Genomic DNA, 24,018 nt, shown 5'->3' with positions numbered 1-24,018 from the left:
GTAATTGAAAAGAGTATACGATAGAAGGAGTTAATGTGATGAAGATCCGTAAAGCGATTATTCCCGCCGCAGGTCTCGGCACTCGTTTTTTACCTGCAACTAAAGCAATGCCTAAAGAAATGCTACCGATTGTAGATAAACCAACGATCCAATATATTGTTGAAGAAGCAGTCGCTTCCGGGATCGAGGATATTATTATTGTAACGGGGAAAGGCAAACGTGCGATTGAGGACCACTTTGATAACTCATTTGAACTGGAATTTAACTTGGCTGAGAAGCAGAAGTGGGAGTTGCTTGAATCTGTTCGCAAATCTTCTGAAATGGCTGATATCCATTATATCCGCCAAAAAGAGCCAAGAGGTCTCGGACATGCGATTTGGTGTGCACGTAAATTCATAGGAAACGAACCGTTTGCTGTCCTACTCGGCGATGATATTGTTGAAGCGGACAAACCGTGCCTCAAACAGATGATTGACATATATGACGAGTATAAATCTTCTATCGTGGGTGTTCAGCCTGTTCCGTGGGAGGAAGTATCACGGTATGGTGTGGTAGATGGTTCGCCTTTGGCGGAACGTGTCTACAAGGCGAATCGTCTAGTAGAGAAGCCGAAGAGAGAAGAGGCTCCTTCTAATTTAGCGATTTTAGGACGATACATCTTAACCCCACGTATCTTCGATATGCTTGGAGAACAGCAGGTGGGTGTAGGTGGAGAGATCCAACTTACTGACGCGATAGCACGTCTAAGCGAGGTTGAACGAATTATTGCCTATGACTTTGAAGGTAAACGTCATGATGTGGGTGAGAAAATGGGCTTTATCCAGACTACCATTCATTATGCACTTCAACACGAGGAACTTAAAGATGACCTGCTTCGTTATATGAAAGAGCTTGTCGAGAGCGAAGCAGCTAAGGTCGGGCTATAAGTAAATCTCATATATCGAAAAAAGGCGCGCCACTGTAATTACAGTGGCGCGCCTTTATGGTTTCTTTCTTTTTTAAAATTGTGAATTTGTAATGGCCTCAACTTGTGCTGCTTCCGCAGGATCAGCTGCGATCAGCGAATCGTATAGTACCTGATCTTCACCACCAGTTTTCGCCAGTGCAGCAAGGTACCAACGGGCAATCTCACGATTGGTTGCATCAGCGAAATCTTGGCTTAAGGCTGTTTTTAAGATGGAGGCTGCAATTTGTATCTTTCCAGACATATACTGCATTTTCCCTACCTTCAGTGTTATATCTGGATTAAATGTCTTCGAAGGATCATTATCCGCAATTACATGATCGTAGGCCAAAAGCCCAATGACAAAACCAGCTTTCATGTTGTCTATTCTATCTGGATTATCTTGTTGTGCATAAGCTGCCTGCCCCAAATCAAATGAACGGCTGATGAGTGAACTGTACCAATTTATATCCCATGGAGTTCCACTGTTCATGATATCCGTGTAATTAGCATCTGAATTAAGCTTGAGGGTGGTGTTCGCTGCATCCTCTTGTCCGGATAAAAGTTGCATTTTGCCAACGTTCAAAGCGATAGTTGGCGTTACTGAGAAAGGACGCCCTTGCAGTTGTTCTGGTGGAAGAGTCTTCAGATGTTCAATCCCAGCTAGAACGTGGTTATATGCTTCAAGTTCTTCTGCGAAGTACTTTTCTTTCTTAACTTCATCCTTTTGATTAAGTGCTTGCTGACCTAAGGCAAAGGAACGGCTGATGAGAGTATCATACCAGCTAATATCCCAATTGAACTTATCAGCATTATCGAGGTAAACATTGTATGCAAGGTCACTTTGACCCTTTAAATCATAGTAGCCCGCCATTTGAGCTAAAAGATATTTGTTGTAAGGCTCATCCTTTAGCGCTCGAGTTAATACATTATTTGCTTCAACAAGAAATTGCTCATCTTGCGTTTGTTTGAATACCGTCATATCAATGGCAGATAAAGAGATAGCTGATTCAGGATGATTAGGGCGGTTTTTTAAAGCTTTAACCAACGGCGCTTTAATTTCTTCATAGGAAGTGCTCACTCTAATTAGATTCTTACCCTTTAGAGCAGCATTACTGGAGCCAATATAGCTGATCGAAAGGAATAACAAGAATACAGTACCTATTGTGAGAGCTGCGAAATACCCAAGCCGAATACCGGCTTTATTCCAATTTTTTCTTAACTTTTTACTGTCCATCACAACTGCCATCCCAGCCAGTCCAAGGAAGACGAGTATCCCCATAAAGGCATAACTCATGTTGAAATCAAGTAAACTGTGCACAAGAATCGATAAAGCAATGATTAGATAGAAGAAGCCATTCTCAAAATCATTTTTATCCCGTTTTACATACCCGCGAATATACTTATAGAAAATATACAGAATGAAACCCATAAATACGATAAAACCAAGAATCCCAACCTCGATTAAAAATTGAAGAAAGAAGTTGTGCACCTGGCGGCTAGTATAAGGGTTATTCTGATAATGTTCATATAGTGAGGACCAGCCTCCACCACCAGCACCAAGGATTGGATAATCCTTAACTACCTTCATGGCATCTTTATAAAAAGTAATCCGTTCGAGTACGCTATGTTGTTGGAAATTGATGTTCTCAAGACGAGTTTCCATATTATCAGGCAAGATGCTTTTTGCACTTGTACCGATAAGTAAGAAAGCTACAATAGCTACTAGAGCAACAGATCCGAGTGGGATCCAAAGACCTGTCCGTTTACGTGACGACCAATTCTCTAGTTTTGCATACAACCATGGAGCGACAAAACGCTGAATGATCCAAGATAGCCCAGCTACAACTAGTGAAGCTCCTAATAGATATGCCCAGCCTTTTAAAGCCGAAGAAGAAGTGAAATTTGCGTTTAACTCTATTCCTAGATTAGTTACGGGTGTCGTAATGATCAAAGATACAATTCCAGCAACTCCAAGATGCAGAATCCAAAGGATTTGCTGTGCAGGTTTTAGGAATAGAAGCAGAAGTATGAATACTACAGGTAGCAAGACTAAGCCACCGCGAGATAAGGTTAACAAAATCGACACAATGATGGGCACTAACATAAAGCCATGTGTCAAGGTTCCATACCATTTTTTAGAGCGAATAAGCGCGAATATTGCTACAAAGAGAAAAGCCATTAAGAATGCGGCGTATGTATTCGCATACTGAAAGATCGAAGTCAGACGAAGGCCATTAGAGTCAGTCATAACTGCATCTAAATAGATATCATTTCGTACGGTGTTTGAGAACCAGCCTACCAGAGCACCAGCTAATTTACTGCTGCCTAGCCAATTTAAGAGTCCAAAACCTACTATAAAATACGCAATCGCCATTATAGCATTTTGAATGACAACATTTACTTGCTTTTGCTTCAAGAGATAAAAGGCTATAATGAAGACTGCAACATACATGCTCTGAATAAACAGCATATTCATCGACGTATAATGCGAAACTGCGACAAACAATGATAAAGCGTAGGTCAGGGGCAGTAATATAGAAGCAGAAGCTACTAAGTCCCTCTGTTCATCAATTTTGAATTTTTTGTAGTATAAGCCAAGGCATACTAGCAGCAAAAGGCCGCTTAGTAATGAAGATACATAAATTGGCTTCTCGAAGTCTAATTGCTGTCCGTTAAATAATCCCACTTGAAATGGGGCCCAACACAAAAATAAAATGAAAGCAACAACTAATGCCCATATCGGACTTGCTATCTTTTCAACATTTCTCGACTGAGCGGCGTTTTTACCGTATACTGGTTTCGACACGTTATAATCTCCTTTTCCTGTAGGTACGACAATATTTTAGCATAATAGATAATCATTGAGCTACTTTAATCAGATTCTACGATGTTAATTACTATAAGTGAATGAATAACTTTATCTAGATACTATATGGGGGCTCTATTAAAAAAAGCGCCCCAGACTACAGCTATGTAGCCAGAACGCACTCCGAAAATTAGTATACAAAATTATGCGAAGAGTTTTTGAACAGTGGGGCACCTTCATCCTTTGCAGAAAGCACTGGTTGAATATGAATTGGCCATTTGATGCCAATCTCAGGATCATTCCATAGGATACCGCCATCGCATTCCGGTGCGTACAGCTCATCGCATTTGTACTGAACTTCCACGTCATCTGTGAGAGTCATAAATCCATGAGCAAAGCCCTTGGGAATCAGCAATTGTTTCTTGTTATCAGCGGTAAGCTCAATGCCGAACCATTTTCCATATGACGGGCTTCCGCGTCGAATATCCACCGCTACATCAAAAATCGCTCCCTTAGTACAACGGACAAGTTTAGTTTGCGCTTTGGGATTAACTTGGTAATGAAGTCCACGTAGTGTGCCATTGGTGGCAGAAAAGGAATGATTGTCCTGCACAAATTGCAGTTGTAGTCCTTGTTCCTGAAACTTGGCTTCACTGAAGGTTTCCATAAACCAACCTCGATGGTCCCCAAAGACAGCGGGTTCTATAATAAGCACTCCTTCTAGTTCTGTTGGTGTGAATTTCATGGTTCACTCTCCGCTCTTTAATATTGAATTTTACCGATGGCTACTTTGATCAGGTATTGACCGTAACCAGTTTTACTCAGTTTTTGCCCGCACTCTAGCAGATGCTCCTTGGTAATCCATCCGTTAATATATGCAATTTCTTCCGGAGCGGAAATCTTAATTCCTTGATGATCCTCAATCGTACGGACAAAATTGGTCGCGTCGACCAGACTCTGATGAGTTCCGGTATCAAGCCAGGTGAAGCCACGTCCCAGTAATGCGACATCAAGTTCGCCTATTTTCAAGTAAGCTTCATTAATTGAGGTAATTTCAAGCTCTCCTCGACTGGAAGGCATTACTTCCTTAGCCAGCGAAACTACCCGGTTATCGTAAAAATACAAGCCAGTAATGGCATAGTTCGATTTAGGATGTTCCGGCTTTTCTTCCACACTCAGCACTTTGCCGTTTCCATCAAACTCAACAACGCCAAAACGCTCTGGATCTTGCACATGATATCCGAATACTGTTGCACCATGTTCCTTAGTAGCGGCTTGCTTTAAAAGCTTGGTCATTCCATTTCCATAATAAATGTTATCGCCCAAGACCATGGCAACGGAGTCGTCACCAATGAATTCTTCGCCCAAAATAAAGGCTTGAGCCAATCCATCAGGGCTAGGTTGTACAATGTATTGTAGAGAAATACCAAACTGTGATCCATCGCCGAGCAGATTTTGAAAACGTGGCGTATCCTCAGGGGTTGAGATGATTAGGATGTCTTTAATGCCTGCTAGCATTAATGTGGATAGAGGATAATAGATCATTGGCTTATCATAAATTGGCAACAGTTGTTTACTGGTTACCATTGTAAGCGGATAGAGGCGCGTACCGCTTCCTCCAGCGAGAATAATACCTTTCATGACTCGTATCGACTCTCCTTAGTATATATAAAAATTGTAAAATATGAGATCTTTTTAGTATCTTGGACATTCCATTCTTATTGTACGCCGGAAATTCTTGATTTGTCTATTAAACAAGAAGTTATACATAATATCAAGCTTCAAAAGGAAGAAAGTGATTAAGTGGAATATGCTATTTGACAGGTGGATACTGTGATATTTGATAAAGTTAATCAGTTGAGCAAATGACAACGATCCGCCATCCAGCGGTTTAGGAGGATATAAATAAACAAATAAGGAATATGCAGGGTGGATGTAGAACTGCTGGCACCGGCAAGCGACTGGGATTGTAAGCGTACGGCGGTGGCCAATGGGGCGAATGAGATCTTTTTTTTTGCGTAGAAAAATTTAATGCCCAGGCGAGAGGAAACAATTTCCGCATGGGACGAGTTGCCGGAGATTATGGCGTTCCTGCATAGCTATGTGTGAAAGGTTTTCTGACCTTTAATATAGCGGTGTTTGAAAAAGAGCTTCCCGATGCCAAAGAACTGATCGACGCTGGTGTGGATGCGGTTATCGTGTAGGATTTGGGTTTGATGCGCATGATTCATAAGATTTGGATTGACTTGACAATTCATGGATCTACTCAGATGACAATTCCTTCGCCGGAAGCATTTGAGTTTACCAAACCGTTCGACATAGAGCGCATAGTGCTTGGGCGTGAGGACAATCTGAAGCAGATTCGCACGATTGGCGAGCAGGCTCGTATGGCGATGGAAGTGTTTGTACACGGTGCACTTTGTGACTCTTATTCTGGACAGTGTCTGACTTCGGAATCGTGGGGCGGTCGTTCTGCGAATCGCTGGGAATGTGCGCAGGCCTACCGTTTGCCGTATGACCTGATGGTGGACGGTGAAGTGAAGCCGACGGGCGATATTGCTTGTCTGCTCTGTCCGAAGGCTCTGGCGGCGATTGATCTGATGTCGGAGTTAATTGAAGCAGGTGTGACCTCTTTTAAGATCGATGGCCGATTCAAGAGTCCGGAATATGTAGCCAATGGGCGACGCCTTCGAAGGAAGTGATGCGTGAGCTGCAGCAGAGTTTCTCGCGCAGATTTACGCATAGTTTCCTGTAAGGGACGAATAACAAAGAACTCGTGGACGGCAGTTTCCCAAAAATCCGGGGTGTAATACCTGGGCAAAGTAGAGCGAATTTACGTGATGGCGTAGTCTGCCACATTCATGCCCCTTTAGAACGTGGGGATGGCATTTTGTTTGATGCTGGAGATCCGACGAAAAATGAAGAAGGTGGGCGCGTATACGATTTGCGCGGCAAAGGCGTGTATTGGCATATTAGAAAATAGAAGTCAAACGTAGGTCATTTGAGTTTGGCATAATAGGATCCTAATATTTTCTTTAATAACGGTATTAGAAAACCAGCCAACCAGACCACCGGCAAATTTCCAGCTACCAATCCAATTCAGTAGTCCAAAGCCGATAATGACATATACGATCGTAAGTACATCTTTCTGAGTGACAAAATTTAGTTGCTTTTGCTTCATGAGGTATAACGCTATAATGAATACTGTGGTATACGCACATTGCACAAACAGCAGATTCATCGCCATCTAGTGTGACGCCGCGTAGGTAAAAGTTAGCAGCAAGAAAAAGAAGGGTAGTAGGTCGCGTTTTTCCTCCTGCTTTATTTTATTTTATTTTAGTACAATCCCATACACACCAGCAGCATGACGCCGCTGAACAAGGTGGTGAGATAGATAGGTTTCTCATAGTCCACCTGCGTCCATTAAATAACCCTACCTGGAAGGGGTACCAGATTAAAATCCAAACTCAAACCCAGACGGAACTGGGGATTTTTTCAAACTTCCTCGACTGGGCAACGTTTTTACCGTATACTGGTTTCGACACGTTGATATCTCCTTTTCTTATAATTAACGACAATATATTAACACTTTGAAATGATTGACTCTATATTTAGGTTAGTTAACCTCAGATTATTGGGTTGTTAATATAATATAAAATTTCAGAAAGGATGCAAATTCAGGTGTTCAATAGTAATTTTTCGATTGTATTTGCTAATAGTCACTTCATAAATATTAAATCGAAAAAATGTCGACACATAACACGGTATGCTTTTTAGTAATAATGTACTTTTAAATTGTCAGTATTATTATGTTGCTGATGGTAAAAACGGCTTTTTTGGCTGATTCTATTATTTAGGGATGGAATGAAACATGAAAATAAAAGCAATACATTCATTGAGTAAATATAATTTTCTTCTTGCGCAGTTAGTTCAAAGAGATTTCAAGACTAGATACAGGAGATCTATTTTAGGCATTTTGTGGAGTTTATTAAATCCGCTTTTAATTATGGTGGTACAGTACCTGGTGTTTTCGACGTTATTCCGGTTCGATATACCTAACTACTCTGTGTATTTGCTTAGTGGTATTGTAATATTTAATTACATGACAGAGGCAACCTCTCAATCTATGACATGCATAATTCAAAATGCATCATTGATTAACAAAGTATACGTACCGAAATTCATTTATCCATTTTCTCGGGTATTATCATCAGGTGTTAATTTTCTTTTTTCGTTATTAGCACTGTACCTAGTAATAATTTCAACTGGAATGAGTATAACATATTCGCATATTGCAATGCTCTTTGCTATCGCATGTCTATTTCTCTTTATCTGTGGAATATCTTTTATGTTGTCTTCAATTATGGTTTTCTTTCGAGATACGCAGTTCCTTTATAGTATTATAATTACTATTTGGTCATATCTAACTCCAATTTTTTATCCTGAGAGCATACTTCCAAATTACATGCTATATATTCTTAAATTTAACCCTATGTATCATTTTATAAGATTTATAAGATTTATTATTCTATATGGGGGGATTCCTGATCTTAAGGCCTGGGCATTCTGTTTATTATTTGCTTTGGTATCATTCGTTTTAGGAGTACTTGTATTCAATAAAACTCAAGAAAAATTTATTCTATATTTATAAGGAGAAATAAAGTGATCGATATAAAAAATGTTTCTATGAACTTTCGATTAGCTAACGATCGTATTCTTAGCTTGAAAGAATATGTCATTAAGAGAGTATCAAACAAATTAACATATAAGCATTTCCATGCACTAAGTGATGTGTCTTTTTCAATTCAAAAAGGCGAAGTTATAGGTATTATAGGTAATAATGGGGCGGGTAAAAGTACACTTTTGAAAATTATTTCAGGCATTCTAACGCCAACTAAAGGTAATGTGAAAGTTAGTGGTAATATAGCTCCTATGCTAGAACTTGGAGCTGGGTTTGATATGGACTTAACTGCAAGAGAAAATATTTTTCTGAATGGCGCAATACTTGGGTACTCAAAGCAATATTTGACTGAGAAGTTCAGTGAAATTGTCGATTTTTCAGAGCTTCATGATTTTTTAGATGTGCCAATTAGGAATTTTTCATCAGGTATGATAATGAGACTTGCTTTTTCAATTGCTACTCTTGTAGATCCAGATATTCTAATCGTTGATGAGATATTATCTGTTGGAGATGCAAAGTTTCAAAAAAAGAGCGCGAAAAGAATGTTCGAACTAATGAGTGGTGGTACTACGGTCATCATGGTCTCTCATAGTATAGAACAAATCCGCCAAATGTGTTCACGTGTTATTTGGTTAGATAAAGGCAGTATAAGAATGATTGGTAATTCGATTGAAGTTTGTAAAGCGTACTTAAGTGAGCAAACAGATACTCCCCCATCAAGTATGTCTAATAATAGTTATACCGAAAACTTATATTCGCCTACACAGATAACAAAGATAGATAATCAATATTTCATTGTGGATTGTTGGCATCACAGGGTTATCTATAACCCCAATATATCAGATACTATTGCTGGATGGACTATGCTTTGTGATAACGTACACACCCCTCACTCCATTGCTAGTGACGGTGAACTGCTGATTTTAGATGATACAGGTAATAATGCTGTACAAGTGTACAAGAAAAAATTGCAAACATATGAGTTTTCACAAACAATAAGAAATATTGGATACCAGCCTAATAAGATTATTTATGATAAAGATAAAAAACTTTTTTACGGTATATCTGCATCATCACAACAATTGTTTGTATTAAAAAACAATAATGGTGAGGTAGAAATAGATAATGTAGTACGATTGGATTACTTGAAAAATTCTTATGTCAGATCAATATCTCTCATCGAAAGCAAACTTTATTTTGTTTCCGGTCCAGGGGAGATTCTTGTTGCTAATACAGAAGATATGTCATTTAATCTAATAAATAAATACCCAGTCCCTTTCGAACTTCAGGGAATGAATGACTTGATTAAAATTGATTCATATTACTATATAAGTGTGTATCAAGACGGATCTGGGAACATCGCCCCAAAATTAGTTAGAACAAAAGATTTAAATCTACTAGGCGTTAATTATGAGGACCTTTATGATAAATTACAAATGAAAGGGGTCCCTTATAATTTTTCTCAAATTGAAGATAGAGTCTATGTCACTGAAATAGATTCATACTCTTCAATAAGATCTTTCAAATTAGTTGAGGATGAAATATATGACATTCAGGTTCACTATAATATAGGTGCCGCTGATGATGCGTCGATCCATAGAAGAGGATATTCATGATAGTGATGTAGCTGTGCTACAGAAAGGAGTAACATGACTAAACTTAACTTTGATTATTATAATCCTAGTATGGACGAGGTATATTCAGATGGGTCGATTGAATTAGAATTACTTAGGAAGGTGAAAAATAAAGATTTTGATTGGTATAATTCGAAAGAATGGCCTATAATTTACCATCTATCTCACCTCCGACAAAATATTTTAAATTGGTACTCTTTTGAAAAAGGATGTACTATCTTAGAAATTGGTGCTGGATGTGGTGCTATAACTGGACTCCTTTGTGAAAAAGCAAGTAGGGTTGTAGCTGTTGAGTTAACGAAAACAAGAGCAGAAATAAATTACTACCGTCATCAAAATATTGAAAATCTAGAAATAGTGGTTTGCGATTTTCAGAGCCTACCACCTGACTGGAAGTTTGATTACATTATAATAAACGGTGTTCTTGAATATGCAGCATATATGTTTACAGGCAATCAACCATATAATCAATTCCTTACAAAGGCTAAGCAACACTTAAGTTCATCCGGAAAGATGCTGCTTTCTATAGAAAATCGCATTGGTCTAAAATATATTTCAGGCTTTAGAGAAGACCATACTGGAGAGTTTTTTTCTGGAATAAATAACTACAATAATAATGAACGTGTTCGAACTTTTACAAAAGGCGAATTGACAAATTTACTAAATGAGACGAATCTTAGTGCAATTAAATTCTTTTATCCGTACCCTGATTATAAGTTCCCAACGGAAATATTTACGGATACGACTATAAATGGAATTGTGCCTTCTAGTTCTCATTTTCCGCTTGATATGCCAAGGGTGAAACTTTTTGATGAAAATAATCTTCACAAAACTTTAATGGATTCTAATTCTATGGATATCTTCGCGAATTCTTTTTTAGTGGAAATATCCGCTACACAACAAATACCTACTCAAATAGACTATGTAAAGATTAGTGCTAATAGATCTGAAGAGTTCAGAATATTCACCTACTTTGATTTAAACAACAATAAAGTCTATAAAAAAGGCCTTAATGCAAAAAGTCAGGATCACCTGAAGCGAATGTTGCATTATAGTGACTATTCGTACGATTCTAATCAAATTAAGAATGCAACCTGCTATAAAGAAGTGGATGGAATTAGTATGTTATTTTATACTATTGAAACTTTAGAGGATAGATTGGTTTCTAAATGTACCGATACTAACACTGGAGATTTTATTCATGAGATAGTAAAGTTGCGAAATGCGCTGTATGAAGGCATTCATCCTAGTGATTTTACATACAATAATGATTTTGTGGAAATATTTAGTAGGGAAAAACCTGAACAAAAGTTACACTGGTCTTCAAACTCTAATCTCGACTTAATATCAGGAAATATCTTTTTAGAGGGAGATTTATATAAGGTTATTGATTATGAATGGCATATGCCATTTCAGATTCCTCTTGAGTTTACTCTTTGGAGGACTTTAAAGCAGTTTAAAGATAACCATGAAGATATCATTGATAGATCAATTGTTGATAACTTCATATACGATACTCTAAATATTACTCGTGCCACCGAGCGATGTTTTTTTTCATGGGAAGAAAATTTTATTAAAAACTTCGTGAAAATTCAAGATCTTTATATTTTTGCGAATGATGAGATACCCGTTGATCTTAATGCTGTTTCAACTCGTTACTTAAAAGATCATTCTATTGAAAGTACGCTATTTTATGATCATGGTGCCGGGTTTACTGATCATGATTTCGAACGCTGTGTAACTACGTCTACTGATACTGGATTTTCAGTTACGTTCAAAGATAAATCTATAAATAATGCGGAAGCACTACGCTGGGACCCACTAGAAGGAAATCCCGCATTAATATATATACAGAGTATAGAAACAGATGGATCTATAAAAGAGATTACTGCTATCAATGCTGAGCGAGTTCTTAATAATTCTGAGTATGAATTCACAACATATGATCCTCAGTTTCTTTTGCAAGGTGATTTTACTAATGCAACATATATTAAGATCAATTTCACATGCGAAATACTTGATTGGACTATTGGCTATCAACTTCAAGAGAAAAAAATGTATGTAAATAATCAAAAAATAAATGAACTAGTGAATCACAAGGAAATCTCTAAGATAAATAAAAAAATACTAGAAGAAAAGTTGGAGGAAGTTTCAACACAACTTAATGTGACAGTTGATTCATTAACCAATTCTCAAAATGATTTGATTGAGACGCAAAAGAGTTTAGAAAGTGTACAAAAAACGTTAGAAATTAACCAAAATAAGTTAGCTAATACTCAAGAGGAGTTGAATATAAAAAGTAATAAGTTAAATGAAATACACTCACACTTGAAACATCATAGAATAAAATCCATAGTTAAAATATTGTTTTTCGGTGAGATTACTAGGGGGGAATAATTTGAGTAAAGTCAGTGTAATTATGCCTTGTTATAACGACGGTGAATATATTGAACAGGCAATAAATTCAGTACGTTCTCAGACTTATAACAATATTGAACTTATAATAATTGATGATGGTTCGACGGACCCTAATACAATTATTACACTGAATAAGTTCAATAATACTGATATTATTTTGTTGAGAACTGATAATACCAGACCTGCAGCTGCAAGAAATGCAGGTATAGCTCATGCTACTGGTAAATATATAATGCCAGTTGATGCTGATGATATCATCGAACCAACCTACATCGAGAAAGCTGTCAAAATTATAGAATCAAATAAGAAAATTGGTGTGGTTTACTGCTATGCTGATTTATTTGGTGATAGAACTGGGAGATGGAGTCTTCCAAACTACTCACTAGATGCAATGCTGCTTGATAATGTTGTGTTTGTAACATCGCTCTTTTACAAAGAAGATTGGGAAAAAGTTGGGGGTTTTAAAACCACCATGTATCATGGTATGGAAGATTATGATTTTTGGCTTTCCATTATAGAACTAGACAAAGAAATCTATCAAATCCCAGAGGTACTGTTTAACTACCGAATTAAACCTAAATCGCGGACCACAGAGTTTATGTCTAACGCGGAAATTGTTAAGCAGACCTATCGTTCAATTTATAACCAACATCCTAAACTTTATGAACAGTATACTAATGAGTACGCAGTTATACTAAGGGATGCTTTGATAGAGCAAATATTTCTTAATCGAGCTCTTCAAGAGGGCATAGCTATATTAGATAAATTAAAAAGCATACCATTATTAAAGTTAATAATAAAAAAATATATCATGAAGAGGTAAACGATGATCATATTCACTTCTATTTGTGCAAATTATTTGCATAAAGCCCGTACATTGGCAAAGTCAGTAAAGGATAATATACCAAATTGTAAGTTTATCATATGTCTAACTGAACAAGAGATGCTTCCTGAATTCAATTACGAGTATTTTGATGATATCGTACTATCGAAGGATGCTTGGGAAGGAAATTTCAATCGATTTATATTTAAACATACTATTGTTGAAGCTTCTACAGCTGTTAAAGGCCAATTTTTCAAATATCTTTATGCTAACTACGAGGATGAGACTCAATTTATTTATTTAGATCCAGATATATATGTGTATTCAGATTTTATTGAACTTAAGCAGCTATTGATAACTCGACCAATAGTACTTTGTCCGCATTTGCTTCAGCCAGGTAATATTGATATGGAACTCTCTAGCACATCTCATGGTGTTTATAACTTAGGATTTCTTGCTGTAAACAGAAGTGAAGAGGCCCAAAGCTTCATAAACTGGTGGGCAGAGAGATTATACTTATTTTGCTATGATGACATTGCGAGAGGAATTTTTACTGATCAAAAGTGGATTGATTTGGCACCGTGTTTTTTTGATGTGGAAATATTTAAACATCATGGATATGATTTTGCGCCGTGGTCACTATTGAATTGTGATATGACTGAACAAAGTGGACAATATTATGTAAAAGGGGACCCCCTAAGATTTATACACTACTCAGGATTTGGTAGTTCTGCTGAAAAATGCATGAATGATTGGCTTCCTAAAGGGCCTCACCCCTTCAAAGATTTGTATGATAAATATGCATATTATCACAATTTAAATAATTCTGATAATATCTCTAAAACAAAATGGACTTATGCATATTATAAGTCAGGCGAGAAAATAAATGATTTGGTAAGAATGGATTATCGTAAAGACTATGATTTGATGTTTAGTATTGAAAATCCTTTTGAAATGAGTAATGATTTTTTTAATAGTAAATTGAATTTAAATGTTAATTTTAAAAAATACAAATCATTATCATCGAAAGCAATAAGTATTATACGTTCAGAAGGCTTTGGTGCTTTCTTGAAAAAGTTGATTCGGAAAATTGCTAAATGATATTAGATCTTCAAAGTAGCTGAATGCATATTATAAGGAGTTTCTTCGGCGTAACGTAACAATTATAAAACCCGAGGTAACTCCTTATTCCATGTATTATGCCGGATATATTCACGTGGGTTGGGTTGGTTTAGTCTGCTTTTTTACGTAAATGGAAGGGTTCAGACGAACGAGAGTATGGGTAGAACAATCTACACATTGTAGCTCAAAGATACTAAAGGTTTTTTTACATGTGCTCATCCGAGGATGGCGACAATGGGTTGTGCTTATGATCAGCCGGAGACAGGGCAACAAACAACATTGTCATTCTGAGATGTGAACCAGGGAGCTCGATAGTTTTTTGAAATTACTCTTGCTATACTAAAGCGCGTTATCAAGAACGCAAACAATATATAACACAGGAGAATTTATGAAATATATAACTAAAACGCACAAAAAAGTTATTTTGTTTATTATATTAATAGTGCTAATGAATGTTGCTATATTCACATCCTTTAGACAATCAGTGAATTTATCCATTTACAGTGAAAATGATTCTAAAATTAGTTTTTTTTATGATAATGGTCACCCCGATTATCCCTTTGATGATTCCCATATGTCTCAAGAGTATTTTGTGAAAAGTAGCAAGGTGCAAAATGTGAAATTTCCATTAGATATAGTTAATTCTAATAAGCTGCGAATTGATTTTGGTGATACATCAGGAAATTTTAAGATATATTCTTTGTCTATTCAAAAATCTCCTCTATATGAATATGTTATTAGTGAAAAAGTTTTTTTGGATAAATTTAAATTTAAAAACGATATTTCTCAATATTCTTTTGAAGACGGAACCGTTAACATCGCTAGTTCTGGTCCTGATGGTCATATTTACTCTACAGACACATATTCAAATTTACCAATAAAGTTCAAAAATTCATTCTTAATCAAAGAGCTTTTTATAGCTTGTATAGCCTTATTCATATTGTTTATTAATAAATTGCTCTTGATATTTCGTAGTTTACCAAAATTGCCGATTTACTATAAAACAATTAAAGAGAAGTTTGTAATCAAAAATACTTTTTTAAAAAATGCATTTAATTTAATTATAATTATATGTATTTCGATCATATCAGCGGTTATATTGGATGTTGTTATATTACGAAGTATCGCAAAAGTATCAGGGTTCTTTAACTTCGACACTGCTCATCGTTATTTTCTAAATTCTTACGTTTTCTCATTTGATCGAATATACTTCTTTTCATCATTTATTTTCATTATAGGATTAATAGTTAGTTTAGGAAAATCTAAAGCACATAAGTATCGATATGTTTTGGCATTTATCTTGCTAATTCTTATGGTGTTAGGAAAATTCACCGGATCATCATTAGGGTTTTATGATGGAATGCTACAAGGCAATACTCCAAGCTATCAACAAAGCACATTACTAGGCAATCCCCAAGGAATCAGAGGTGATGAATGGGCCACAGAGAAACCCTATTACTTTGCCCAGACAAATGCAAATCCCACACTACAGTACTTCAATAAAAACTTGAGTTTTACTGGTACTGACATGGTTATTTCTGCATTTGCACCAGTTAAAGACATAACTGTAATCGCTCGACCTGATCTTTGGGGATTTATGGTAATGCCTAATGATTATGCATTTTCTTTCTATTGGACATTGCGGTTAATTCTATTATTCATGGCATCATATGAAATGGGAGTTCTTCTCACAAAAAAACAACGGTTTGGAATCATTACTGCAATTGTTATTACATTTGCTCCGCCGGTCCAATGGTGGCTATCACAAGCACTAATGCTTATGCTTATGAGTGGGCAATTTGCAATAGTTTTATTTAATAAGTACTTAAATTCTAAAAAGTTATTTGGTAAATTTATCAGTTTATCCGGACTAGCTTTATTCGCTTTAGTTTATATATTGACTATGTATCCTGCAACTCAGGTTCCTTTGGGTTATGTGTTTTTGATGCTTTTCATATATGTATTAATTGAGAATAAAAAGAATAAACCGTTCGCCTTTTCTCGATTACTACAATATGCAGTGATGCTTATACCAATCGCACTGGTTTTATATCATTTTTATTCAAATTCAAAACCTGCTTTGCATGTTATTATGAATACGGTATACCCTGGTTCTGATAGACCATGGATTAAGCTTCCTTGGGACTTTGAATTATATCAGTTTGTAAATATTTTTACTGCAAGTATTAAACAACCGGATTTTTTAAATGCGAGTGAGATTAGCCAATTTTTCACTTTTACTCCATTCGTTATTATAGTTGCTACAACCCTAATATTCAAAAATAAAAAGAAGTCTCTATTAATGTCCCTGTTATTGAGTGTTTCTTTATTTTTAATGCTCGTCTCGTGGATTCCTGAAGTGCCATTCTTCAACAAGATAACTTTATTAAGTTTTACGTATCCTGTTAGGATCACATATGCTTATGGCTACAGTTTCACTTTATTAATTGTATGTCTTCTTGCTCATTTGGAGGACAAACGGGAAAATTTATTCACAGGGAGAATGCCACTTATTTTATCTAGCGTTATATGCTTTCTAACACTTTGCATAATGACAAATAGCATAAATATTTTTAGTTATTTCAAGTCATTTTCTATCGGTACTATATTGATGATTTTAGTAGTTGTCTTACTCTCATATATGGGATTTTTGCTAATGAAGGGTAATTATAACTCTGTACAATCTTTTATTGTTTTGTATTTACTTCTTTCAGTTTGTTCTACAATTATGGTAAATCCTATTACCAAAGGAACCGATTCTATGTTCGAGAAGACTACCATGGAGCAAATACGAAAAATCAATTCAGTGGATGCTGGCCGATGGATGGTTAGTGGTAGTCCCACTATATCGAATCTTGTAACGGCACAAGGAGTTGCAAGGACAACTGGAACATATTACTATCCGGATTGGGAAATGATGAGCATCATTGATAAAAAACATGAACATATCAATCTTTGGAATCAATTTGCTCATATTGATATGCGCTTAACTGATGGCGATTTAGAATTTTCACTTTTAGATCATGAAAGGAGTCTAAAGGTAAATGGTACTAATCGTATCATTTATACTCCAATTGAAACTGCTAGGGACTTAAAAATTAAATATATATTCACAATGATTCCTATCCCTCAAAGTATTATTGATAAAGGTGAAGTAACTTTATTATATAAAGACAGTGTAGATCCGTGGTCAATTTATCGCATCAATTACTGAGATATTATTAAATGAAGTGATGTCAAACTAAGTGCGATAGATCATCCAGAAACGATTCGTGAGGTGACTTCCAGCGGAGAAGCTTCGTACTCAGTGCTCCTGATGCGTTTCTTCGAGTGTGTAGGCCGTCGTGTACCCTTTAATAGGGGACGGCCAAAACTCAATTATCGTGTGTCGTAAAGGATGACGACCAGGTCCCAAACCGATGTGCTGGCAGACATGCCCAGAGAATATTTGCATGGACCTTATCTTTTTTAGTTGGCGCACTTCATTTTACTAATATCTGAAATGTTTGTCGGTACTTAAGAAAATATCGTGAGGTGAAAGATAGAAATGAAAGTGTTAGTGATAATTCCCGCTTTCAATGAAGAAGGTAATATAAGGAAGTTAGTGTTTGAGTTAAATAAACTTAATGTTGATGTCATTGTTATCAATGATAAGTCTACTGATAATACTCTGAAAATTCTCAGTGAACTAAAAGTTAATTATATCGATCTACCATGTAATCTAGGAATTGGTGGAGCTGTGCAAACTGGATACACGTATGGTGTTAGAAATGGATATGATGTTGCTGTACAGGTAGATGGGGATGGTCAACACGATCCAAATTATCTACTACAGATAATAACTCCTGTTTTAAATGGAGAAGCCGATATGATAATTGGATCAAGATATATTGAGAAAGAAGGGTTTCAATCAAGTGTCGTGAGGAGAATCGGAATTAAATACTTTAGCTCGCTGATTAGATTACTTACAGGAATGAAAATAACTGATCCAACCTCAGGGTTTAGGGCGTGTAACTTGAAGGTTATGAATTACTTTGCTAATTATTATCCAACAGATTATCCTGAACCAGAATCTATAGTTGCTCTATTGAGACAAAATTATAGAATACTTGAAGTGCCGGTGATTATGTCAGAAAGACAATTTGGCTCATCTTCTATAAACTTAATGAGGTCAATCTATTACGTTATAAAAGTTTCATTAGCAATTCTTATTGATCGATTTAGAAAAAAGGAATTAGTAGAGAGCTTAGAATTACTAGGAGATGACATATGATTCCATTTAATTTGCAACTCATCCTAATTATACTTAGTAGTTTAATATTTGTTTCTTTTATAGTAAGAATCAAAGCTTATAAAATAGAGTTAAAGTACACAATTCTCTGGATTGTTATGACAATTATTAATATACTCATCGCCATATTTCCTAATATTGTTCTTTTCGTTTCGAAATTGCTTTCAATTGAAACTCCTGTGAATACACTGTTTCTATTCGGAATAATGACTTGCTTAATGATACTTTATAATTTGACATCTGAAATATCTAAAAACTCCATAAAAATACGCCAACTTTCCCAAGAAGTAGGGCTCTTGAAAAATGAATTAAAACAATTTGAAAATGAAAGAAAAATGGAGTGATTCTGTGAGGATTGCAAAGATAGAAATCATGAGACAATTTATTAAATATGCAATGGTTGGTGCTATTGGAACAATACTGCATACCTCTGTATTGATATTTTTGGTTGAAAAGGAAGGGTTTCAACCTCTAATAGGTTCATCAGCAGGTTTTATTTTATCACTAATTGTTTCGTATTATATTAATTTAAAATGGACATTTCAGTTGGAGAAAAAGAAATCTTTTTTTTACAAATACGTAATTGTATCATTATCTGGTCTTGGCATTAACCTTTTAATTATGTTCCTGTTAGTTAACTTGTTGGGAGTTTGGTATATTTGGGCTCAGGTTATCGTTATTATTGTTGTACCTATCTCTAATTTCACTTTAAATCGTTACTGGGCTTTTGCTTGAAAATCATTCTGAGGGTTAGGATTGTGGCTAAGAGGCGATTCAATAGGTGATTATCTACCCGACATTGGATGGCTGTTACATTCAATGGGAATGCCTTTTTAACGGGTGGATTGATGCTGGCTATGGAAAGGGTTAGTGTAATTGTGTCGATCGTTTACTGCTGCGTTTGTCCATCGGTATCGAATGGAACATAGATTGAACTTGAGAACTTCATACTCGAAACAGCAGTAGTTAATCGTTTCAAGAGGATAATGATTGATCAGTTATGTGAAGGCAGTGAAATGAGAGTAGATGATGTAAATAAGATTTTCAAGGTCTAGGTGTGTCTGAGTTCGAATCCAAGATTCCCACAGGTCCTTTCTTTGCAATCGTTACCTTGAGTCGTTCTTTTTGGTCGTCGGAACGTTTTGAATGTCTTCGGGATATTGTCCAAATTTTAGGACTGAAAGTACGTGCTTGCAATGATCATTTGAGTACCCACTAAATGTATGAGAAGAACTTTCAAAAATATCTGCAATTTAGATTAACTTCTGACCTTTTAAATGTAAACAGACTGCTAAATCTCTTTCGTACATGTTGGCGTTTTCTGTGTCTTTCGTTACCATTGTCAGTTGTTCAATCTCGTTTTCGTAATTCATTTCAATCCCCGTATTTGCTTCTTTACTATTTTTCACCTCATGAAGATGATTTTTATATTTTAATTTTTGAGTTCAATATATATAACTATATGTTGCAAATCGATATCGAACATCATAAATAAATAATATGAAGAAATAAATACAGAACTACAATCATTTCTGAAATTATCTTATATATATCATTAATGCTAAAAGCTCAAATATTGATTCAGGCGTACCAATCCCTGAAGTACATCTAGTTTCGGTAGGTCGGCAGCGAAAGTACCGACTATGACTGCCATAACGGAGCCAAACTGTTTGGATCCTAAACTACGAGACTTTGCAAGTCCTTTACCGTAATGGCGAACGATATGACGCCCCGGTACTCCTCCTATTTCTTGATGCAGTCCAACGGGCCTATCCTGAGGGGGAATTGTGATGCTCCTAGATAATAGCCGAATTCAACATGCCACAAAAGAGCAAGCCTATTTGCAAAAGATATTCGGCTACAGTTTGTGCTCCTGCCGAAGTATTCTATGGAGCTCAACTTAGTTGAAGGGCTATGGATATGGCTAAAAAGTGATATTGTCCACAATGTGTTTTACTAAAAAATTCTTCACACCCGCGTAAAAACGTGTCAACATCAATCCTATGGAGGTCATTGATCGTCTTTGGTGTACGCATCTAATTCAAAATTTCGGTCTATATATAATAAATATTCTCTTGAAATAGTAATCGACATATCATGAATGGGTGACACGTGTGTTGGGGTGTAGAGTTTATTTTTTAAATACTTTTACAATGAATTAATAATTAATCCTTTCTGCGTGTTAGAATAATCATACAAATTATTAAACAAATCTAAAAAGGTGGTAACCACATGAAACTCCTCATCACCGGCGGAGCCGGATTTATCGGCAGCAACTTTGTGCTGTACATGTTACAACAACATCCTGATTACGAAATTGTTAATGTAGATGCATTGACGTATGCAGGTAATCTAGAGAATCTGAAAGCAATTGAGAATAATCCTAATTACACTTTTGTGAAGGCCGACATTACAGATGTTACTGCGATGGATGAACTGATTAGCCAGGGTGTGGATGTCGTTGTCAATTTCGCGGCGGAGTCGCATGTGGATCGGAGTATTTTAGAGCCGGAAGTGTTTGTGAAGACGAATGTACTTGGAACACAAGTGCTTTTGGATGCGGCGAAAAAATACAGTATCACTAAGTTTGTTCAAGTATCTACGGATGAGGTATATGGATCACTGGGAGCGACAGGATTATTCACCGAAGAAACTCCTCTGGCTCCTAACAGTCCATATTCAGCAAGTAAAGCAGGCGGAGACTTGCTAGTACGTGCGTATCACGAAACGTTTGGACTGCCAGTGAATATTACCCGCTGCTCAAACAATTATGGCCCGTACCAATTCCCGGAAAAGCTTATTCCGCTGATGATTTCCCGTGCACTTGCTGATCAAGCGTTGCCTGTTTATGGCGATGGAATGAATATCCGCGATTGGTTGTATGTTGAGGATCATTGCAGCGCGATTGATTTGGTTATTCATGAGGGTGTGAACGGCGAAGTCTACAACATTGGTGGCAATAATGAACGTACGAATGTGCATATTGTAAACACGGTATTGCAGGAACTAGGCAAGCCTGATTCTTTGATTACTTATGTTCAAGACCGTCCTGGTCATGATCGCCGTTATGGGATTGATCCAACTAAGATTATGAATGAACTGGGATGGAAGCCGAAACATACGTTTGAAACAGGTATTAAAGAAACTATCCAATGGTATCTCAATAACCGCGAGTTGTGGACCCGTATTCAATCTGGGGAATACCAAAAATATGCTGAACAGCAATATGGTGATCGTTTAGGTGACTCATTGTAATTTTGATACGGGGGTAAAATAGCTATGAAGGTACTTGTTACAGGTGCGGCCGGACAACTAGGTCAGGACGTAGTTTTACTGCTCCAGCATCAAGGTCACGAAGTGTTGGCTTGCGATCGTCAGGAGATGGATATTACTGATCTGGATCAGTGCATCCAAGTTATTGGCGGGTTTGGACCGGATGCGGTTATTCATTGTGCTGCTCATACGGCAGTAGATGCGGCAGAAAGTGATATTGATGCAGCTTATTTAATTAATGCTACTGGCAGTCGAAATGTAGCGCTAGCATCTGAAAAAGCTGGAGCCAAGCTGGTGTATATTAGCACGGATTATGTGTTTGATGGTATGGGAGCACAGCCTTACCATGAATATGATAATACAGACCCTAAGAGTATATACGGCAAATCGAAACGTGCGGGTGAGGTACTCGTTCAATCCCTCTCCTCTAAGTATTTCATCGTACGAACATCATGGGTGTACGGCAAATACGGGAATAACTTTGTCAAAACAATGCTAAAGCTTGGTCAAGAAAAGCCAATGCTTCAAGTTGTTGATGACCAAAAAGGTTCGCCTACTTATACAGTCGATTTAGCTCGATTCTTGCTTGAGCTTGTTCAAACTGAGAAGTATGGTGTATACCATGCGTCAAATAGCGACTCTTGTACCTGGTTTGAATTTACACAGGCGATCTTTGTAGAGGCTGAGGATATTTTGGGTTTCAAATTTACTGCTACGCTTGAACCGTGTGCCACGGAACAGTTTCCGAGACCTGCACCACGTCCTCGGAATTCGGTGATGGAGCATCTGTCGATACGTACGAATGGTTTTGAGGACATTCGACCTTGGCGTGAAGGCTTGAGAGATTTCCTCTTAGAGCTAAAAGAATAGAATAACACCAATTGAAACTCCCAAATCGTTTATAACGATGCGGGAGTTTTTGGTGTTCTTTCGTTATAATAAGAAGGAAGCAGGTAGTTAATTAGAAATTACAAAGTCGAGGATACTCATGAATAACAAAACAGTTAGTGTACATATCGTCACCTACAACAGCGCGAATGACATTATAGATTGCTTAGAGGCAGTAATGGCACAGGATTATCCTATTGAGAAAATTGTTGTTGTGGACAATGCGTCTTCGGACGATTGTGCAGAGAAAGTGAATATATTCTTTAACGCGATCGATAAAGGGGCTTTTTCAATTAATTCACTAGAGGATTTATATCTGTTCAATTCACAAGCTGAGAAGGAAGCACCCACGAGCCTGCTACTTATCCAAAATCAAAAAAATACAGGCTTCGCCCCAGCTCATAACCAAGCTATAGCTACAACAGAAACAGATTATGTGCTCGTTCTCAATCCGGATTTGACGCTGGCACCAGACTATATCTCTAGACTAATCGCACAAATGGAAGCCAACTCGCAGATCGGCAGCGCCACAGGTAAGCTTTTGCTAAAGGCTGATCATGGATTAGTGGATAGCACTGGTCTTCGGATGAACAAGACACGTCGTGCGTTTGACCGTGGTGCGGGGGAGCCAGCAGAACTATGGACACAATCGGGGACAGTATTTGGTGTATCTGGGGCAGCGGCGATGTATTCTCGGCGGATGATTGAAGACGTTAGTGTTGATGGGGAGTTTTTTGATGCAGATTTTTTTGCATATAAGGAAGATGTGGATGTGGCTTGGAGAGCCCAGCTATTTGGCTGGCAAGGGTATTATGATGCTGAGGCAATTGGGTATCATGAACGTGGGTGGAAAACGTCTGGCCGCAGTACCAAGCCAATGTTCATCCGGCGAATATCTTACATTAATCGCTATAAAATGATCTACAAAAATGAATCGGCTCGAACTATGCTGAAAACAATCTTGATATCTCTTCCCTATGAAATTGCCGCTCATGGTTATATGCTTCTGAGAGAGCCAAAGTTAATCGTAGCGTGGAAATCCTTTTTCACTCAGCTCCCAGCGTTAAAAAAGAAACGAAAATATATACAGACCGTCGTAAAAGAGCGAAAGAACACGTAAATTAAACAGTATCTGG

Annotated in this window: 17 protein-coding genes and 1 pseudogene; 14 read left to right on the top strand and 4 right to left on the bottom strand. The window is 37.0% G+C overall.

Annotation, left to right across the window (positions count from 1 at the left end; genetic code table 11):
• Positions 1 to 38 precede the first annotated feature (38 nt).
• Positions 39 to 926 (top strand): UTP--glucose-1-phosphate uridylyltransferase GalU, encoded by an 888-nt coding sequence (gene galU / locus NST94_RS27260; protein ID WP_076099650.1) that lies wholly within the window; start codon positions 39 to 41, stop codon positions 924 to 926.
• A 72-nt stretch (positions 927 to 998) separates the two neighbouring features.
• On the opposite strand, the gene NST94_RS27255 is transcribed toward galU, so the two are convergent.
• From NST94_RS27255 to rfbA, 3 genes are all read right to left on the bottom strand, one after another.
• The gene (locus NST94_RS27255; RefSeq protein WP_076301406.1) at positions 999 to 3,752 is read right to left on the bottom strand and encodes an O-antigen ligase family protein; all 2,754 of its coding nucleotides are present in this window, start codon (positions 3,750 to 3,752) and stop codon (positions 999 to 1,001) included.
• Positions 3,753 to 3,942: 190 nt separating this feature from the next.
• Positions 3,943 to 4,497 carry a dTDP-4-dehydrorhamnose 3,5-epimerase gene (gene rfbC / locus NST94_RS27250; protein WP_076205752.1) on the bottom strand — a complete coding sequence of 185 codons (555 nt, stop codon included), beginning with the start codon at positions 4,495 to 4,497 and terminating at the stop codon, positions 3,943 to 3,945.
• A gap of 17 nt (positions 4,498 to 4,514) precedes the next feature.
• Positions 4,515 to 5,393: a glucose-1-phosphate thymidylyltransferase RfbA gene (rfbA, locus tag NST94_RS27245; protein WP_076297063.1), complete on the bottom strand. Its 879-nt coding sequence runs from the start codon at positions 5,391 to 5,393 to the stop codon at positions 4,515 to 4,517.
• 279 nt (positions 5,394 to 5,672) lie between these two features.
• Between rfbA and NST94_RS27240 the strand changes: the two are divergent.
• A pseudogene (locus tag NST94_RS27240) lies at positions 5,673 to 6,714 on the top strand (peptidase U32 family protein); the annotation flags it as partial.
• 24 nt (positions 6,715 to 6,738) lie between these two features.
• Here NST94_RS27240 and NST94_RS27235 read toward each other — a convergent pair.
• A complete protein-coding gene (locus NST94_RS27235) occupies positions 6,739 to 6,993 on the bottom strand; it encodes a hypothetical protein (RefSeq protein WP_143766390.1) in 255 nt (84 codons plus the stop codon).
• 630 nt (positions 6,994 to 7,623) lie between these two features.
• Here NST94_RS27235 and NST94_RS27230 point away from each other — a divergent pair.
• The 12 genes from NST94_RS27230 (at position 7,624) to NST94_RS27175 (ending at position 24,002) form a co-directional block, all read left to right on the top strand.
• Entirely contained in the window at positions 7,624 to 8,403 is a 780-nt protein-coding gene (locus tag NST94_RS27230) for an ABC transporter permease (protein ID WP_076282457.1), read from the top strand.
• 11 nt (positions 8,404 to 8,414) lie between these two features.
• On the top strand, positions 8,415 to 10,049 hold the full coding sequence (locus tag NST94_RS27225; RefSeq protein ID WP_081383165.1) for an ABC transporter ATP-binding protein: 1,635 nt from the start codon (positions 8,415 to 8,417) through the stop codon (positions 10,047 to 10,049).
• A gap of 33 nt (positions 10,050 to 10,082) precedes the next feature.
• Positions 10,083 to 12,464 carry a class I SAM-dependent methyltransferase gene (locus NST94_RS27220; protein WP_076301405.1) on the top strand — a complete coding sequence of 794 codons (2,382 nt, stop codon included), beginning with the start codon at positions 10,083 to 10,085 and terminating at the stop codon, positions 12,462 to 12,464.
• Between the two features lies 1 nt (position 12,465).
• Positions 12,466 to 13,308 carry a glycosyltransferase gene (locus tag NST94_RS27215; RefSeq protein ID WP_081383164.1) on the top strand — a complete coding sequence of 281 codons (843 nt, stop codon included), beginning with the start codon at positions 12,466 to 12,468 and terminating at the stop codon, positions 13,306 to 13,308.
• 3 nt (positions 13,309 to 13,311) lie between these two features.
• Positions 13,312 to 14,409, top strand: a complete 1,098-nt coding sequence (locus NST94_RS27210) for a hypothetical protein (protein ID WP_076205773.1) — start codon at positions 13,312 to 13,314, stop codon at positions 14,407 to 14,409.
• A 409-nt stretch (positions 14,410 to 14,818) separates the two neighbouring features.
• A complete protein-coding gene (locus NST94_RS27205; protein WP_076282459.1) occupies positions 14,819 to 17,644 on the top strand; it encodes a hypothetical protein in 2,826 nt (941 codons plus the stop codon).
• A 333-nt stretch (positions 17,645 to 17,977) separates the two neighbouring features.
• Complete coding sequence (locus tag NST94_RS27200) at positions 17,978 to 18,703, top strand: glycosyltransferase family 2 protein (RefSeq protein WP_076282460.1); 726 nt, start codon at positions 17,978 to 17,980, stop codon at positions 18,701 to 18,703.
• Between the two features lie 342 nt (positions 18,704 to 19,045).
• Entirely contained in the window at positions 19,046 to 19,456 is a 411-nt protein-coding gene (locus NST94_RS27195; protein ID WP_076282462.1) for a GtrA family protein, read from the top strand.
• A gap of 68 nt (positions 19,457 to 19,524) precedes the next feature.
• The gene (locus NST94_RS27190; RefSeq protein ID WP_280775842.1) at positions 19,525 to 19,650 is read left to right on the top strand and encodes a hypothetical protein; all 126 of its coding nucleotides are present in this window, start codon (positions 19,525 to 19,527) and stop codon (positions 19,648 to 19,650) included.
• Between the two features lie 1,303 nt (positions 19,651 to 20,953).
• Entirely contained in the window at positions 20,954 to 21,976 is a 1,023-nt protein-coding gene (gene rfbB, locus NST94_RS27185) for a dTDP-glucose 4,6-dehydratase (protein ID WP_076301403.1), read from the top strand.
• A 24-nt stretch (positions 21,977 to 22,000) separates the two neighbouring features.
• Positions 22,001 to 22,864, top strand: a complete 864-nt coding sequence (gene rfbD / locus NST94_RS27180; RefSeq protein WP_038573485.1) for a dTDP-4-dehydrorhamnose reductase — start codon at positions 22,001 to 22,003, stop codon at positions 22,862 to 22,864.
• Between the two features lie 118 nt (positions 22,865 to 22,982).
• Positions 22,983 to 24,002: a glycosyltransferase family 2 protein gene (locus NST94_RS27175; RefSeq protein WP_076301402.1), complete on the top strand. Its 1,020-nt coding sequence runs from the start codon at positions 22,983 to 22,985 to the stop codon at positions 24,000 to 24,002.
• Positions 24,003 to 24,018 lie beyond the last annotated feature (16 nt).

This window comes from Paenibacillus sp. FSL H8-0282, assembly GCF_037963825.1.
Classification (GTDB): Bacteria; Bacillota; Bacilli; order Paenibacillales; family Paenibacillaceae; genus Paenibacillus_AQ; species Paenibacillus_AQ odorifer.
This window is presented reverse-complemented; position numbering and strand designations above follow the sequence as displayed.